14 protein-coding genes are annotated in these 14,193 nt (G+C 72.2%); 8 read left to right on the top strand and 6 right to left on the bottom strand.

Annotation, left to right across the window (positions count from 1 at the left end; translation table 11 throughout):
* Nucleotides 1–77 precede the first annotated feature (77 nt).
* Genes rbfA through RB608_RS11535 form a run of 5 tightly spaced genes read left to right on the top strand, consistent with a single transcriptional unit; the run spans nucleotide 78 to nucleotide 4,266 of the window.
* Nucleotides 78–527, top strand: a complete 450-nt coding sequence (gene rbfA / locus RB608_RS11555; RefSeq protein WP_308088049.1) for a 30S ribosome-binding factor RbfA — start codon at nucleotides 78–80, stop codon at nucleotides 525–527.
* Entirely contained in the window at nucleotides 527–1,396 is an 870-nt protein-coding gene (truB, locus tag RB608_RS11550) for a tRNA pseudouridine(55) synthase TruB (RefSeq protein WP_308088047.1), read from the top strand. Before rbfA ends, truB begins: the two co-directional genes overlap by 1 nt.
* A 38-nt stretch (nucleotides 1,397–1,434) precedes the next feature.
* Nucleotides 1,435–2,394 carry a bifunctional riboflavin kinase/FAD synthetase gene (locus tag RB608_RS11545; RefSeq protein ID WP_308088045.1) on the top strand — a complete coding sequence of 320 codons (960 nt, stop codon included), beginning with the start codon at nucleotides 1,435–1,437 and terminating at the stop codon, nucleotides 2,392–2,394.
* 13 nt (nucleotides 2,395–2,407) lie between these two features.
* Entirely contained in the window at nucleotides 2,408–3,310 is a 903-nt protein-coding gene (locus RB608_RS11540; RefSeq protein ID WP_308088044.1) for a hypothetical protein, read from the top strand.
* A complete protein-coding gene (locus RB608_RS11535) occupies nucleotides 3,307–4,266 on the top strand; it encodes a nucleoside hydrolase (protein WP_308088043.1) in 960 nt (319 codons plus the stop codon). The genes RB608_RS11540 and RB608_RS11535 overlap by 4 nt, the downstream gene beginning before the upstream one ends.
* Nucleotides 4,267–4,354: 88 nt before the next feature.
* Here RB608_RS11535 and arfB read toward each other — a convergent pair whose 3' ends face one another.
* Genes arfB through RB608_RS11515 form a run of 4 tightly spaced genes read right to left on the bottom strand, consistent with a single transcriptional unit; the run spans nucleotide 4,355 to nucleotide 8,163 of the window.
* On the bottom strand, nucleotides 4,355–4,777 hold the full coding sequence (arfB, locus tag RB608_RS11530) for an alternative ribosome rescue aminoacyl-tRNA hydrolase ArfB (protein WP_308088042.1): 423 nt from the start codon (nucleotides 4,775–4,777) through the stop codon (nucleotides 4,355–4,357).
* Nucleotides 4,768–6,900, bottom strand: a complete 2,133-nt coding sequence (locus RB608_RS11525) for a molybdopterin-dependent oxidoreductase (RefSeq protein ID WP_308088041.1) — start codon at nucleotides 6,898–6,900, stop codon at nucleotides 4,768–4,770. Before RB608_RS11525 ends, arfB begins: the two co-directional genes overlap by 10 nt.
* 25 nt (nucleotides 6,901–6,925) lie before the next feature.
* Nucleotides 6,926–7,633 carry a hypothetical protein gene (locus RB608_RS11520; RefSeq protein WP_308088040.1) on the bottom strand — a complete coding sequence of 236 codons (708 nt, stop codon included), beginning with the start codon at nucleotides 7,631–7,633 and terminating at the stop codon, nucleotides 6,926–6,928.
* Complete coding sequence (locus tag RB608_RS11515) at nucleotides 7,630–8,163, bottom strand: SigE family RNA polymerase sigma factor (RefSeq protein WP_308088039.1); 534 nt, start codon at nucleotides 8,161–8,163, stop codon at nucleotides 7,630–7,632. Before RB608_RS11515 ends, RB608_RS11520 begins: the two co-directional genes overlap by 4 nt.
* 211 nt (nucleotides 8,164–8,374) lie before the next feature.
* On the opposite strand from RB608_RS11515, the gene rpsO reads away from it, so the two are divergent.
* Together rpsO and RB608_RS11505 are read left to right on the top strand one after the other, a co-directional pair.
* Nucleotides 8,375–8,650, top strand: coding sequence for a 30S ribosomal protein S15 (gene rpsO, locus RB608_RS11510; protein ID WP_257423640.1), 276 nt, complete (start codon nucleotides 8,375–8,377; stop codon nucleotides 8,648–8,650).
* Between the two features lie 267 nt (nucleotides 8,651–8,917).
* Complete coding sequence (locus RB608_RS11505) at nucleotides 8,918–11,149, top strand: polyribonucleotide nucleotidyltransferase (protein ID WP_308088037.1); 2,232 nt, start codon at nucleotides 8,918–8,920, stop codon at nucleotides 11,147–11,149.
* Between the two features lie 81 nt (nucleotides 11,150–11,230).
* On the opposite strand, the gene RB608_RS11500 is transcribed toward RB608_RS11505, so the two are convergent.
* Both RB608_RS11500 and RB608_RS11495 read right to left on the bottom strand, forming a co-directional pair.
* Complete coding sequence (locus tag RB608_RS11500; RefSeq protein WP_308088036.1) at nucleotides 11,231–12,388, bottom strand: hypothetical protein; 1,158 nt, start codon at nucleotides 12,386–12,388, stop codon at nucleotides 11,231–11,233.
* Nucleotides 12,385–12,765 carry a hypothetical protein gene (locus RB608_RS11495; RefSeq protein WP_308088035.1) on the bottom strand — a complete coding sequence of 127 codons (381 nt, stop codon included), beginning with the start codon at nucleotides 12,763–12,765 and terminating at the stop codon, nucleotides 12,385–12,387. Before RB608_RS11495 ends, RB608_RS11500 begins: the two co-directional genes overlap by 4 nt.
* 99 nt (nucleotides 12,766–12,864) lie before the next feature.
* Here RB608_RS11495 and RB608_RS11490 point away from each other — a divergent pair, with 99 nt between their 5' ends.
* Entirely contained in the window at nucleotides 12,865–14,190 is a 1,326-nt protein-coding gene (locus tag RB608_RS11490) for a pitrilysin family protein (RefSeq protein ID WP_308088034.1), read from the top strand.
* Nucleotides 14,191–14,193: the final 3 nt, after the last annotated feature.

Below are 14,193 nucleotides of genomic sequence, written 5' to 3'. Positions count from 1 at the left end.
CTCCGCACGGGAAGCGGGGGTTCGGCTACCTACCGTGATGAAACGACCACGTTGCACCAGCTGATAGGAATCGACTCATGGCCAGCCCGCGCGTGCGCAAGATCGCCGACCGGATCCAGGTGATCGTCGCCGAGATGCTCGAGCGACGGATCAAGGACCCGCGCCTCGGCTTCGTCACCGTGACCGAGGTCCGCCTCACCGGTGACGCGCAGAACGCCACCATCTACTACACCGTCCTCGGCGAGGACGCGGACCAGCAGGCGACGGCGACCGCGCTGGAGTCGGCCAAGGGCGTCCTGCGCTCCGAGGTCGGCAAGCAGCTCGGCATGCGCCATGTCCCGACACTGGCCTTCGAGTTCGACGGCGTACCGGAGAACGCGCGCCACCTCGACGAGCTGCTCGCGCGCGTCCGTGAGGCCGACGCCGCCGTCGCCGCCGCTCGGGCCGGTGCTCAGCCGGCGGGCGAGGCCGACCCCTACAAGAAGCCGCGCGAGGTCGAGCCCGACAACGAGGCCGAGGACGAGTAGTGGTCACCTCCGGCGTGCCGTCGGGCCTCGTCGTCGTCGACAAGCCAGGGGGCATGACCTCGCACGCCGTCGTCTCCCGCGTACGACGGGCGATGGGCACCCGCAAGGTGGGCCACGCCGGCACCCTCGACCCGATGGCGACCGGCGTGCTCGTGCTGGGCGTCGAGCGGGCGACCCGGATGCTCGGCCACCTGATGCTCACCGAGAAGGCGTACGACGCCACGGTGCGCCTGGGCAGGTCGACCACCACCGACGACGCGGAGGGCGAGGTGGTCGCCGACACGCCAGCCGGCGACCTGGCGCCGGGACCCGTCCTGGCGGCGTTCGAGACGCAGGTCGGCGACATCCTCCAGGTGCCGACGGCCGTCAGCGCGATCAAGGTCGACGGCAAGCGCGCCTACCAGCGCGTGCGTGACGGCGAGCAGGTCGAGCTCCGAGCGCGCCCGGTGACGGTCCACGCGCTGCACGTCCACGACCAGCGGGTCGTGGACGACCGGCTGGACGTGGACATCACCGTCCGCTGCTCCAGCGGCACCTACATCCGGGCGATCGCGCGCGACGTCGGCGCGGCGCTCGGGGTCGGTGGGCACCTGACCGCGCTGCGTCGTACGGCCGTCGGCCCGTTCACGCTGGCCGAGGCCGACGCCGATCTCGACCACCTCACCCCCATCCCGCTCGCTCGGGCCGCACGGGACTGCTTCCCCGCGGTGGACCTCGACGCCGAGCAGGCCCAGGCGGTCCGCTACGGCCGGCCGCTGCCGCTCGCGATCGACACGCTGACGGGCGTGTTCGCCCCCGACGGCGAGTTCCTCGCGCTCTATCGCCCGGAGGGCGGGGCTGCCCGCCCGGCGGCCGTCTTCGTCGGCTGATCTTCGGCTCCGCCGGTCGATGTGGGAGAGTTGCCGCCGTGCGAGTGTGGCGTGACTTCTCCGACGTGCCCCGCGATCTCGGTCGCACGGTCGTGACGATCGGGAACTTCGACGGCATGCACCTGGGCCACCAGCACGTCATCCGGCGGGCGCGCGAGGTCGCGGCCGAGGTCGGCACCTCCACGCCGGTCGACGGCGTGGTCGCCGTCACCTTCGACCCCCACCCGATCGCGGTGCTGCGCCCGGAGCACGCGCCGCCCACCATCACCACGATCGACCAGCGACTGCGGCTGCTGGGAGAGGCGGGGATCGACGACGTGCTCGTCATCCCGTTCTCCCGCGACATCGCGGCCTGGACGCCGACGGAGTTCATCGACCGGATCCTGCTCGACGCCCTGCACGTCAGGGCGGTCGTCGTCGGAGCCAACTTCCGCTTCGGCAACCGGGCGGCCGGTGACTGCAACCTGCTGCGCGCGGCCGGTGCCGAGCACGACTTCGTGCTGGAGGAGGTCAGCCTCGACGGCGGCCCGCAGGTGTGGTCGTCGACGTACGTCCGGACCTGCCTGTCGGCCGGCGACGTCACCGGCGCCGCCGAGGCGCTCGGCCGCGCCTTCACCGTCACGGGCGTCGTCATCGAGGGCGACAAGCGGGGGCGCGAGCTGGGCTACCCGACCGCCAACGTGCCGGTCCGCGCCGGCGCGGCCGCTCCCGCCGACGGCGTGTACGCCGGCCGCCTGACCCTGCTCGACGGCCCGGACGCCGGTACGACCTACCCGGCGGCGATCAGCGTCGGCACCAACCCGACCTTCGCGGGTGAGCGCGAGCGCCGTGTCGAGTCGCACGTGCTCGACCGCACCGACCTCGACCTCTACGGACGCGAGGTCGAGGTCGCCTTCGTCGAGCGGCTGCGCGGCATGGTGCGGTTCGACTCGGTCGAGGACCTCCTCACCGCCATGGCCGACGACGTCGACCGGGCGCGGACGATCCTCGCCGACTGACGGGCCGCCCGACATGACCGGTGCGCAGGACGACGTCGCCGCTGCCGAAGGGTGGTTCGTCGAGCACGGGCTGCCCTATTTTGTCGACGACGTCCGGGCCGGCGTGGCGCGTGGCCTGGGCCGGGGCCGGCTCGTCGGCGTCCTCGGTGCGGCCGTCGTGCTCGGCATCGTGGGCGGCTGCGGCGTCGGGGCGGGGCTCGGGGCCGCGGCGGGCCTCGGCGGCGGCCTGACCGTCGCCGGCATCGTGGCCGCCGCCTATGCGGTGGCGACGCTGCGGGCCTGGCTGATCGTCGGCTGGGCGGTGCGGCGCACCCTGCGCTCCTTCGGCCTGGTGCTGCCCCTGGTGACCCGGGCGTTGCCGCTGCTCCTGCTGTTCATCACCTTCCTGTTCATCAACGCGGAGGTGTGGCAGGTCGCGGCCAGCCTCGACGGCGGGGTGCTGTGGGTGGCGGTGTTGCTCTTCGCCGCCATCGCGGTCGGCTTCCTGCTCACCCGGCTCCCCGAGGAGCTGGACACCGTCGACGCCGGCCTGCGTGGCCTGGAGCGGGTCAACCTGCTGTTGGTGCTGCTCGTCGCCCAGGCCGTCCAGGTGCTGCTGCTGGCCCTGGCGGTGTTCGCCTTCTTCATCCTGTTCGGCGTCGTCGCGATGGAGCCGTCGGTGGTGAGCCAGTGGACCGGCGGCGCGCTGCACGCCCCCGACGGGCCCGTGGGGGACTGGCTCGGCGACCGGCTCAGCCTCGAACTGCTCCGGGTCTCGACGTTCCTGGCGGCGTTCAGCGGCCTCTACTTCACCGTGTACGCCGTCACCGACGAGCTCTACCGCAAGCAGTTCTTCACTGTCGTGATCCGCGAGCTGGAGCAGGCGGTCGAGGCCCGTGCGGCCTACCGGAGCCTCCGTGACGGGGACGACGCGTGATCCCGGTCGTCCTCGACTGCGACACCGGCACCGACGACGCGGTGGCGATCCTGCTGGCCGCGCTGCACCCCGATCTCGACCTGCTCGGCGTGAGCACCGTGTGGGGCAACCACGACGTGCGCCACACGACCGACAACACGCTGCGGGTGCTCGACCTGATCGGCCGCGGCGATGTCGGCGTCCATCCCGGTCGCAACACCCCGATCCGGCCGCGGATCGAGCAACTGCCCAGCGGCCGCGCGGACCTGCCGCCGACCCTCGACCTGCCGGCGCCGGCGTCGACCGCGGGCACCGACGCGGTGGAGTGGCTGGTGGAGACGCTGCGGGCGACCACCGAGCCGGTCGCCGTCGTCGCCACCGGGCCGCTCACGAACCTCGCGGCGGCCCTGGCGGCCGACCGGTCGATCACCGGGTCGGTCGGGCGGCTGGTCGTGCTCGGCGGCGCGCACCGCGCGGCCGGCGTGACGCCGTACGCGGAGCGGAACGTGTGGTGCGACCCGGAGGCCGCCGCCGACGTCCTCGCCGCGCGCTTCCGCGACCTGCTGCTGGTGACGGTCGACGCCACCTTCTCCGCACCGCTCACCGCCGCCGACGCGACCCGGCTGCGTGCACTCGGCACGCCGGCCGCCGCGGCTGCCGCCGCCTTCGTCGAGGCCCGGATCGAGTGGTACCGCCGGGACGAGGAGATGGCCGCGGTCGGCGGAGCACCGCTGCACGATCCGCTCGCCGTGGCCGCCCTGGTCGACCCCGCCCTGCTCACCACCCTGCGCGCCGAGGCGCGGGTGGAGCGCGCCGACCCGACGACGTACGGCGCCACGCGGTTCGCCGCCGAGGTCGACGACTCGCGTGGCCGGGTGTCGGTCGCGGTTCGCGCCGACAGGGAGCGGTACGTCGACCTGCTCTGCGCGACGCTCGCGACGCCACCTCCCGCCGGCCGGACCTTTCAGCCGGCGTAGCGGGCGAGCAGCGCGGCGGCGGCCGGGCCGTAGGCGTGGAGGAGCCGGGCCCAGGTCGTCACGCTCACGCCGTCACGGAGCCGGTGGGTCAGTCCTGGATCCGGCCGCGCAGCTGCTTGGTCCGTCCGCGCTGCCGTTTGGCCTCCAGGCGACGTTCCTTCGCGCCGCGGGTCGGCTTCGTCGGGCGCCGGGGCGGTGGCGGGGGAGCGAGCAGCTCGCGGATCCGAGCCGCGAGGCGGTCGCGGGCGGCGGTGCGGTTGCGGTGCTGGGAGCGGTGCTCGTGGGCGACGACGACGAGCGGTCCGTCGTGCCGACGGGTCAGCCGGGTGCGCTGGTGCTCGTCGAGGACGGCGGACACGGCCGGGTCCCAGACCAGCTCGACGCGGGTGTCGGTCGTGTTGACCGACTGCCCGCCGGGCCCCGGGGAACGGGAGAAGCGCTCCACCAGCTCGCCGTCGGGGATGACCAGGCCACCGGGCAGCCCGGGGCCGGGCGGCACGGTCAGGTCCACGGACCCACCGTGACGGGCACGCCGGACAGCGCGGCGTTGCCCGACACGTCGAGCAGCTCGGGGTCGGTGAGGTCGTTGATCGAGACGCCCGAGACCCCGGCGGCGACGCCGAGGCGGGCCCCGGCCCGGCCGTGGCCGTAGCCGTGGGGGAGGGAGACCACGCCGGGCATCACGTCCTCGGTCGCGGCCACCTCCACCGTCACCTCGCCGATCCGGGAGCGGACGGTGACGACGGCACCGTCGGCCAGGCCGCGGGCGTCGAGGTCGGCGGGGTGCATGAGGAGCTGATGGCGCGCCCGGCCGCGGGTGAGGCGGTCGGTGTTGTGCATCCACGAGTTGCAGTCGCGCTGGTGGCGCCGGCCGATGAGCAGCAGCTCGCCGTCCCGCGGCAGCGCCCGTTCGCCCAGCCGGGCGACGTCCTCGGCGACGAGGGCGGGGAGAGCGTCGACCCGGCGCTCCCGGGTCCGTAGCCGGCCGGGGAGCTGGCCGGGCCGCAGCGGCCCGAGATCGACCCCCTCGGGACGGCGGCGCAGCGCGGTGAGGGTCGTCTGCGACCGGCCCGAGCGCAGCAGCATCCCGATCAGGAAGGTGGGGCTCATCCGCATCCGCGCCTCGGCCGCGATCCGGCGCTTCAACGGAGGCTTCCGGCGGCGGCGCCGGGTCACCCGCAGGTAGAGGTCGCGGAAGATCTCCCAGTCGTGGCGCTGGTCGCGCCCCTTCGCGAGTACCGCCGGCGTGAACCGTGCCGTGTTGCGCACCGCCAGCAGGTGGAACACCAGGTCGTAGTGGTCACGCTCGAGGATCGTCGTCGGCGGCAGGATCACGTCGGCGTGCCGGGTCGTCTCGTTGATGTAGAGGTCGACCGCGGCATAGAAGTCCAGGCCCTGGATCGCCCGGTCGAGCGCGGCGCCGTCCGGCGTCGACAGCACCGGGTTGCCGGCCACGGTGAGCAGCGCCCGGACCTGCCCGTCGCCGGGGGTCTCGATCTCCTCGCGCAGCACCGACACCGGCAGCTCGCCTCCGAACTCGGGCGCCTGCCGCACGCGGGAGCGGTACCGGTCGTGGTGGCCGCGCCCGATCAGCCCACGCCCGATCGCGTCGATCGCGGGGTTCGTCAGCAGCACCCCGCCCTCGCGGTCGAGGTTCCCGGTCACCAGGTTGAGCAGCTGGACCGCCCACTGGCAGACCGTCCCGAACTCCTGGGTCGACACGCCGATCCGGCCGTACGCCGCCGCGCCGTCGGCCGCCGCGAGCTCTCGCGCGATCCGGCGCACCTCGCCGGCCGGGACCCCGCTCGCCCGCTCGGCGAGCTCGGGGGTGAAGCGGGCGACCAGCTCCTCGACCGCGCCCAGCCCGTCGACGTACGACGGCGGGCGGGTCAGCCTCTCGGCGAACAGCACGTGCAGCAGCGCGAGCAGCACCCAGGCGTCGGTGCCGGGACGCACGAAGTGGTGCTCGTCGGCCACCTTCGCGGTCTCGGTGCGCCGCGGGTCGAAGACGACCATCCGACCGCCGCGGGCGTGCAGCTCGCGCAGCCGGGCCGGGAAGTCGGGCACCGTCATCAGCGATCCGTTCGACGCCATCGGGTTGGCGCCGAACACCAGGAAGTAGGACGTCCGGTCGATGTCGGGCACCGGCAGCAGCAGCTGGTGGCCGTAGAGGAGATAGCCGATCACCTGATGGGGCAGCTGGTCGACCGAGGTCGCGCTGAACTTGTTGCGGGTGCGGAACGACTGCGCCAGGGCCACGCCGTGGGTCATCGCCCCCAGGCTGTGCACGTTGGGGTTGCCGAGGTAGATCGCCAGGGCGTCCTCCCCGTGCTCGTTCACCGTCGCCGCGAGCCGGTCGGCCACCAGGTCGAGCGCCTCGTCCCAGCCGATCTCCTCGAACGCGTCGCCGACGCGCCGGACCGGTCGGCGCAGTCGGTCCGGGTCGGCGTGGATGTCGCCGACAGCGACGCCCTTGGGGCAGATGTGGCCGCGGGAGAGTGGGTCGTCGGGGTTGCCGCGGACGCCCGTCACGCGCTCACCGCCGTCGGTGCGCTCGACGGTCAGCAGCAGGCCGCAGGTGGCCTCGCACAGGTTGCACACGCCCACCTGCTGTCGGACCTGTCGTTGCTCCATCTCGGCATCGTCGCACAGCGTCGACCTACGAGACGGGGAACCAGTCGGCGGTCGTGGCCAGCCGGACCAGCTGGTCGCGGGACAGCGGCGGCGCCCCGCTACCGGTGGCGGTCAGGTCGATGACCAGCCCGTCCCGCCGGAAGTAGGTCACCCGGGCGAACCGGGCGCTCGGGTCGCCTCCGGCGACATCGGGGCGCCCGGCCATCGAGATCGCCCAGCCGTCGTCGGTGACGGCGCACCGGGTCGGACCGTCGTTGCCGCCTGCCAGCACCGGCGCGCACTTGTCGGTGGCGTCGACGGGCGCGCCGTCGACCGCGGCGGAGTCGTAGGCCAGGGCGGTGACGACGCCGTCGGCGTAGGTGCGCTCGGCCTCGACCCGGCCCGACGTCTGGGTGATCGGGATGGCGGTGCTGAGGCCCGGGAGGGCGGCGGCCAGCCGTTTCTCGAGCTCGTCGGCCGTGGGCGGCCGGGGCGTGGCCGGGGCGGTGGCCGGGGCGGCGGTCGGCGCGGCAACGCTGAGATCGTCGGCGACCGGGGCCGGACCGCCGGCCGTCAGCGTCGAGCCCAGGGCGGCGGCGAGGGCGAGCCCGCCGCCGGCGTACGTCGCCCGGCGACGGTGGGTCCGTCGTCGCCCGGTCCGCAGGACGGCTCCGAGGAGCGCGTCGTCGGCCTGCACGTCGGCCATCGCGTCGCGCATCAGCGTGGCGAACAGGTCCTCGGTCGTGGTGGTCATGGCATCTCCTTGTCGGGGTGGGTGCTGAGCGCCCCCGCGAGCTCGGGGCCCATCAGGTGGCGCAGCCGGGCCAGCGCCCGGGTGCTACGGCTGCGGACCGCCTGGCCGGACAGTCCGAGGTCGGCGGCCACGCCGGCGACGTCCTGGTCGAGCAGGTAGCGCTGCACGACCACGGCCCGGTCGACCGGGGCGAGCTCGCGCACGGCGGCGACGAGGGTCTGGCGCAGCGCGACGTCGGGCTCGGCGCTCCGCGGCAGGCGCGGGTCGTCGTCGAGCAGGCCCGGACGCTCACCCGAGCTGCGCCGGCGAGCTCCGTCGATATAGCGCCGGACGAGGACGGTGCGGGCGTAGGCGATCGGGTTGTCGGCCCGGCGTACCTGTCGCCAGCGGGTGAAGACCCGTACCAGCGCCTCCTGGAGCAGGTCCTCGGCCGCCGTCCGGTCGCCGGTCAGCAGCCAGGCCGCGCGCAGCAGCTCGCTGGATCGGGTCCGCACGAAGTCCTCGAACTCGGCCTGCTCACCGGGGCGCATGGACGTCCTCTCTGTGGTCTGCTCGTCATCCTGCTCGACGGGCCGGGGCGGCCCGATGTGTCAGGCCGCAGCGATTCGGGGTCGGGTCACCTCCGCTGTTAACCTTGTGCGGTTGCCGTCAGAACGGCCGCGGACAAAGAGAGCCCCAGGATTTCAGGCTGGGGCGCCGCGCAACGAGCACTGAGCCCCAGGGCGAGGAAGAGGAGTTTCCATGGCAGTCGGTACCGACGCTGAGACCAAGAAGAAGATCATCGCGGAGTACGCCACCGCCGAGGGTGACACCGGTTCGCCCGAGGTCCAGATCGCGCTCCTGAGCCACCGGATCAGCCACCTGACCGAGCACCTCAAGCAGCACAAGCACGACCACCACAGCCGTCGTGGCCTGCTGCTCCTCGTCGGCCAGCGCCGTCGTCTTCTCAACTACCTGAAGAAGACCGAGATCGAGCGCTACCGCTCCATTGTCGAGCGTCTAGGCCTCCGCCGCTGATCCGCGGCGTTCACGGCACTTCTGCGGAGCGTCCGCGGCGTTGGCGGCCCTCGACGGCCCGCTCCGCTTGAAGGCCGCCTTCGGGCCGCCGCCTTGCGGCCGCACGCGCAGAAGCACCGTGAACGCCACGGATGAGATCGACAGAACGGGCGACCCTCTCGGGTCGCCCGTTCTGCATTTGGCCCGCTGCTCGCTAGTGTGGCTGGCAACAACTCACATCCATTCCCGCGGGGCAGCGTGTCCCGTACGCACGAATAAGAGAACACTTTGACTGAACCCGTCATCTCCGCCGTCGAGACCGTTCTCGACAACGGCAAGTTCGGCACCCGCACCGTCAAGTTCGAGACGGGCCTGCTGGCCCGTCAGGCCGCCGGCTCGGTGACCGCCTACCTCGACGACGACACCATGCTGCTCTCGGCGACGACCGCCGGGAAGCACCCCAAGGACCACTTCGACTTCTTCCCCCTGACGATCGACGTCGAGGAGCGGATGTACGCCGCGGGCAAGATCCCCGGCTCCTTCTTCCGCAGCGAGGGTCGTCCGGGTGAGGACGCGATCCTCACCTGCCGTCTCATCGACCGCCCGCTGCGCCCGACCTTCAAGAAGGGCCTGCGCAACGAGGTCCAGGTCGTCATCACCGTGATGGCCCTCAACCCCGACACGCCGTACGACGTGCTCGCCATCAATGCGGCGTCGATGTCGACCCAGCTCTCCGGCCTGCCGTTCTCCGGCCCCGTCGGCGCGACCCGGGTCGCCCTGATCGACGGCCAGTGGGTCGCCTTCCCGACCCACAGCCAGCTCGAGAACGCCGTCTTCGACATGGTCGTCGCCGGCCGGGTCACCGAGACCGGTGACGTCGCCATCATGATGGTCGAGGCCGAGGCCACCGAGCAGTCGTGGGGCCTGGTCACGTCCGGCGCCCAGGCGCCGACCGAGGAGATCGTCGCCAGCGGTCTGGACGCCGCCAAGCCGTTCATCAAGCAGCTGGTCGAGGCCCAGGTCGAGCTCGCCAACGTGGCCGCCAAGCCGATCCAGGAGTTCCCGATCTTCCTCGACTACGAGGACGACGTCTTCGCGGCCGTCGAGGCGGCCGCCAAGGCCGACCTGACCGAGGCGATGACCATCGGCGACAAGCAGGAGCGCGAGGCGCGCACCGACGAGCTCAAGGCCGACGTGCTCGACAAGCTGGCCGGTCAGTTCGAGGGCCGCGAGAAGGAGATCGGCGCGGCCTTCCGCTCGGTCAACAAGCAGGTCGTCCGCGAGCGCGTGCTGCGCGACAAGGTCCGCATCGACGGCCGCGGCCTCGCCGACATCCGTCCGCTGCACGCCGAGGTCGACGTGGTCCCGCGGGTCCACGGCTCCGCGCTGTTCGAGCGTGGCGAGACCCAGATCCTGGGAGTCACCACCCTCGACATGCTCAAGATGGAGCAGCAGCTCGACACGCTCTCCCCGGAGAAGCACCGCCGCTACATGCACAAGTACATCTTCCCGCCGTTCTCCACCGGCGAGACCGGTCGCGTCGGCTCGCCGAAGCGCCGCGAGGTCGGCCACGGCGCGCTCGCCCGTCGCGCGCTGCTGCCGGTGCTCCCGAGCCGCGAGGAGTTCCCCTACGCCATCCGCCAGCTCTCCGAGGCCATGGGTTCCAACGGCTCCACCTCGATGGGCTCGGTCTGCGCGTCCACGCTGGCACTGCTCCAGGCCGGAGTGCCGTTGAAGGCCTCCGTCGCCGGCATCGCGATGGGCCTGATCTCCGGTGAGATCGACGGCAAGCTCGAGTACGTCGCGCTGACCGACATCCTCGGAGCCGAGGACGCCTTCGGCGACATGGACTTCAAGGTCGCCGGCACCAAGGAGTTCGTCACCGCGCTCCAGCTCGACACCAAGCTCGACGGCATCCCGGCCGAGGTCCTCGCGAAGGCCCTCAACCAGGCTCGTGACGCCCGTCTGGCCATCCTCGAGGTCATGGCCGAGGCCATCGACGGCCCCGAGGAGATGTCGATCCACGCGCCGCGGATCATCACCGTCAAGGTGCCCGTCGACAAGATCGGCGAGGTGATCGGGCCCAAGGGCAAGGTGATCAACCAGCTGCAGGACGACACCGGCGCCTCGATCTCCATCGAGGACGACGGCACCGTCTACATCGGTGCGACCAACGGTGAGGCGGCCGAGGCGGCCCGGTCCGCGATCAACGCGATCGCGAACCCGACCATGCCCGAGGTCGGCGAGCGCTACCTCGGCACGGTCGTCAAGACGACCAACTTCGGCGCCTTCATCGCGCTCATGCCCGGCAAGGACGGCCTGCTGCACATCAGCAAGCTGCGTGGTCTCGCCGGCGGCAAGCGCGTCGAGAACGTCGAGGACGTCGTCGCGGTGGGGCAGAAGCTCCAGGTCGAGATCGCCGAGATCGACGACCGCGGCAAGCTGTCCCTCATCCCGGTGGTCGAGGAGACCGAGTCGGCCGAGGCCGAGCCGGCCGAGGAGTCCGCCGACTCCGAGTGAGTCGCTGAGACGCCACGAGGGGGTGGCCGCCTGCGGGCGGCCACCCCCTCGTTCCGTGTGGGAACGTGCGGGGACGGAGGCTCAGTCGCGCTCGTAGTGGCCGGTGGGAGTCGGGTCGGGGCGTGGCATCACGAGCTGGTCGGCGTCGTGGAGGGACGCCGCGAGGGTGGCGATCCCCTCGCCCGCGGTGGTGACCGCTGCGTCGCCCTCCTTCGCGATGTCGCGGAACGTCTGCTCGACGGTGTCGATGATGACCTGGGCGGTCGGCTGCTTCTCGACCTCGACCTCGTTCGCCTCGAGCGTGGTGAGGAGCTTGTACGTCAGCGTCGCCGGCTTGACCGCGGGGATCTTCGAGATCAGCTTGCCCGTGACCTTGTCGAGGGCCCAGTCCTTGCCGAGGTTGCCGAGCGGACCCAGGTCCGGGAGCGTGTCCGAGAGGGACTCGACCTTGCTCTGGATCACGCCCCCGATCGCGGTCCCGATGTCCTTGAACTTCCAGTCCGAGCCCGGCGGGAAGGGGAACGCGTCGGCGTCGTCGTGCCAGGCCTTGATGGTCGCCTCGAGCGCATCGCGGGCGTTCTCCGCCTGCTGCATCATCGCCTCCTGGGTCGCTCCGATCGCGGCACCGGCCTTCGCGACACTCGACTGCGCCGCGTAGGCGAACAGCAGCATCACCGCCGGGGCGGCGTCGGCGACCGCGACCCAGGTGAAGAAGGCGTCCATCGAGTCGCCGTCCCAGTCCCATTCATCGGCGAGCGCCGCGTTGACCTCGCCGAGGTTGGCGGTGAGCGTGGTCCCGTGCTGGATCACCAGACCGGCCTGCTGGTCGGCGCCGTTGATCAGTGCCTCGGCGTCGACCAGGTAGAAGTTGTCCATGATCGAGCGCAGCCAGGCGCCGGTCCCCGCCGCCGACTGGGCGCCCGCGGCGTACGCCTGGTTGATCCAGTCCTGGTAGGAGTGCTGGTCGCCCGATGTGTCGAAGGGCGGCTCGGGCAGGATGGGATAGACGGTGAAGGGCTTGCTGGCGGGCAGGTTCATCGGCCGCACGGTGGGCGTCACCTGCTCGTCCTCGTGGTACGTCTTCAGGTTCACGAGGTAGGTGCGGAACATGTCCGCGGCGGCCTCGATGCCCATCAGGTCGGCGAGCAGGTCCTCGATCTTGTCGGTGACGGTCTCGAAGCGCTGGTCGCTGTAGTCGAAGGAGAGCCCGCCGCCACCACCACCGTCCGGCCGGGTCACGACGTCGCCTCGTCGAACGTAGGAGGCTGCGCCATCGGCGGGGTCTGGATGTCGGAGGCCTTGATGCCCAAGGCGTGCATGGCCTCGCGCGCCTCGGCGTCGCTGGCCTGGAAGTCCTTGGTGATCAGGACCACCGCCGACGCGGCGTCCTGGAAGGACAGCACCGCCCGGCGGAGCAGCCCGTACACCGTCCGGTTGATCTCGAGCGCCTGGGCGAGTGCGGCAGGCGACCCGGCGCGGATCGTCGGCTCGTACCACTGCTGGTGGACCCCGCTGATCCCTTCGAGGGCCGCGGCGAGGTCGGCTGCCTGGTCGGGGAAGTTCTTGGTCCCCGCCCGATAGAGGACCTCGAACTGCAGCTTGACCGACTCAGCCATGGGCCGTGACTCCTCTCGCCTGCGAGCAGGCCCGATGGCTGCCCGTGAGACGGCTTCCCGATACCGCTCCGGGCCAAACGCTTGGGTACCGTCGGGGTTATGCAGGCTCGCGCGTCGTCCGGCGCCAACACCAGGACCGTGCACACGGTCACCGGGACCGACGGACTCGTCGTCTCCCGCGTCCGCCGCACCCAGCTCCCCTCCGGGCTGCGCATCGTCACCGAGCAGATGGCCGGGGCCCGCTCCGCCTCCATCGGGGTGTGGGTCGGCGTCGGCTCCCGCGACGAGCGGGCTGCCACGCACGGTGCCTCGCACTTCCTGGAGCACCTGCTCTTCAAGGGCACCCCGGAGCGATCGGCACTCGACATCTCCATCGAGCTCGACGCGGTGGGCGGCGAGTTCAACGCGTTCACGGCCAAGGAGTACACCTGCTTCCACGCGCGGGTGCTCTCCGACGACCTGCCGCTCGCCGTCGACGTGCTCGGCGACATGATCACCGGATCGGTCATCGCAGGCCACGATGTCGACGCCGAGCGCGACGTCATCCTCGACGAGATCGCCATGCACGACGACGACCCGGACGACGTCGTCCAGAACCTCCTCGCCGAGCTCGCCTGGGGCGCCGCCTCGCCGCTCGGGCGCCCGATCGCCGGCACCACCGGCTCGATCGAGGCGATGACCCCGGCCCAGATCAAGCGCTTCTACCGGCGGCACTACGTGCCGGCGAACACGGTGATCTCGGTGGCCGGCGCGCTCGACCACGGCGCCGTCGTACGCGCGGTGAAGAAGGCGTTCGGACGCCACGACTGGCTGGCGGCCCAGGCCGCCCCGGCGCCCGCGCGGACGACGGGCGCCCGGCGCCGCGCACGGCTCGGGCCGGGGGAGGGGCGGGTGGACCGACCGTTCGAGCAGGTCAACCTGGTCCTCGGACGCGAGGGCATCACCCGCGACGACGACCGGCGCTACGCCCTCGGCGTACTCAACACCGCCCTCGGCGGCGGCACGTCCAGCCGGCTGTTCCAGGAGGTCCGCGAGCTGCGCGGGCTCGCGTACTCCGTCTACTCCTTCGCCAGCCACTACGCCGACTCCGGTCTCGTGGGCGTCGCGGTCGGCTGCCTGCCCGACCGCACCGACGAGGTCCTGAGCGTGGTCCGCGACCAGCTGCGCCTGATCGCCGCCGAGGGGATCGCCGAGGAGGAGCTGACCCGCGGCAAGGGCCAGCTGGTCGGCGGCATGATCCTGGGCCTGGAGGACTCCGGCTCGCGGATGATGCGCCTGGGCAAGAACGAGCTCGTCAACGGCGAGGTGCTCGGCATCGACGAGGTGATCGCCCGGATCGAGGCGGTCACCCTGGACGAGGTCCGGGAGATCGCCGCCGAGGTCTTCGGCCGACCCGAGCTGCTCGCGCTGGTCGGGCCGGCGTGACGT

The organism is Nocardioides sp. LHD-245 (assembly GCF_030929495.1).
Classification (GTDB): Bacteria; Actinomycetota; Actinomycetes; order Propionibacteriales; family Nocardioidaceae; genus Nocardioides.
Note: the sequence above shows the minus strand (reverse complement) of the source record. Positions and strands in the feature narration are given on the sequence as shown.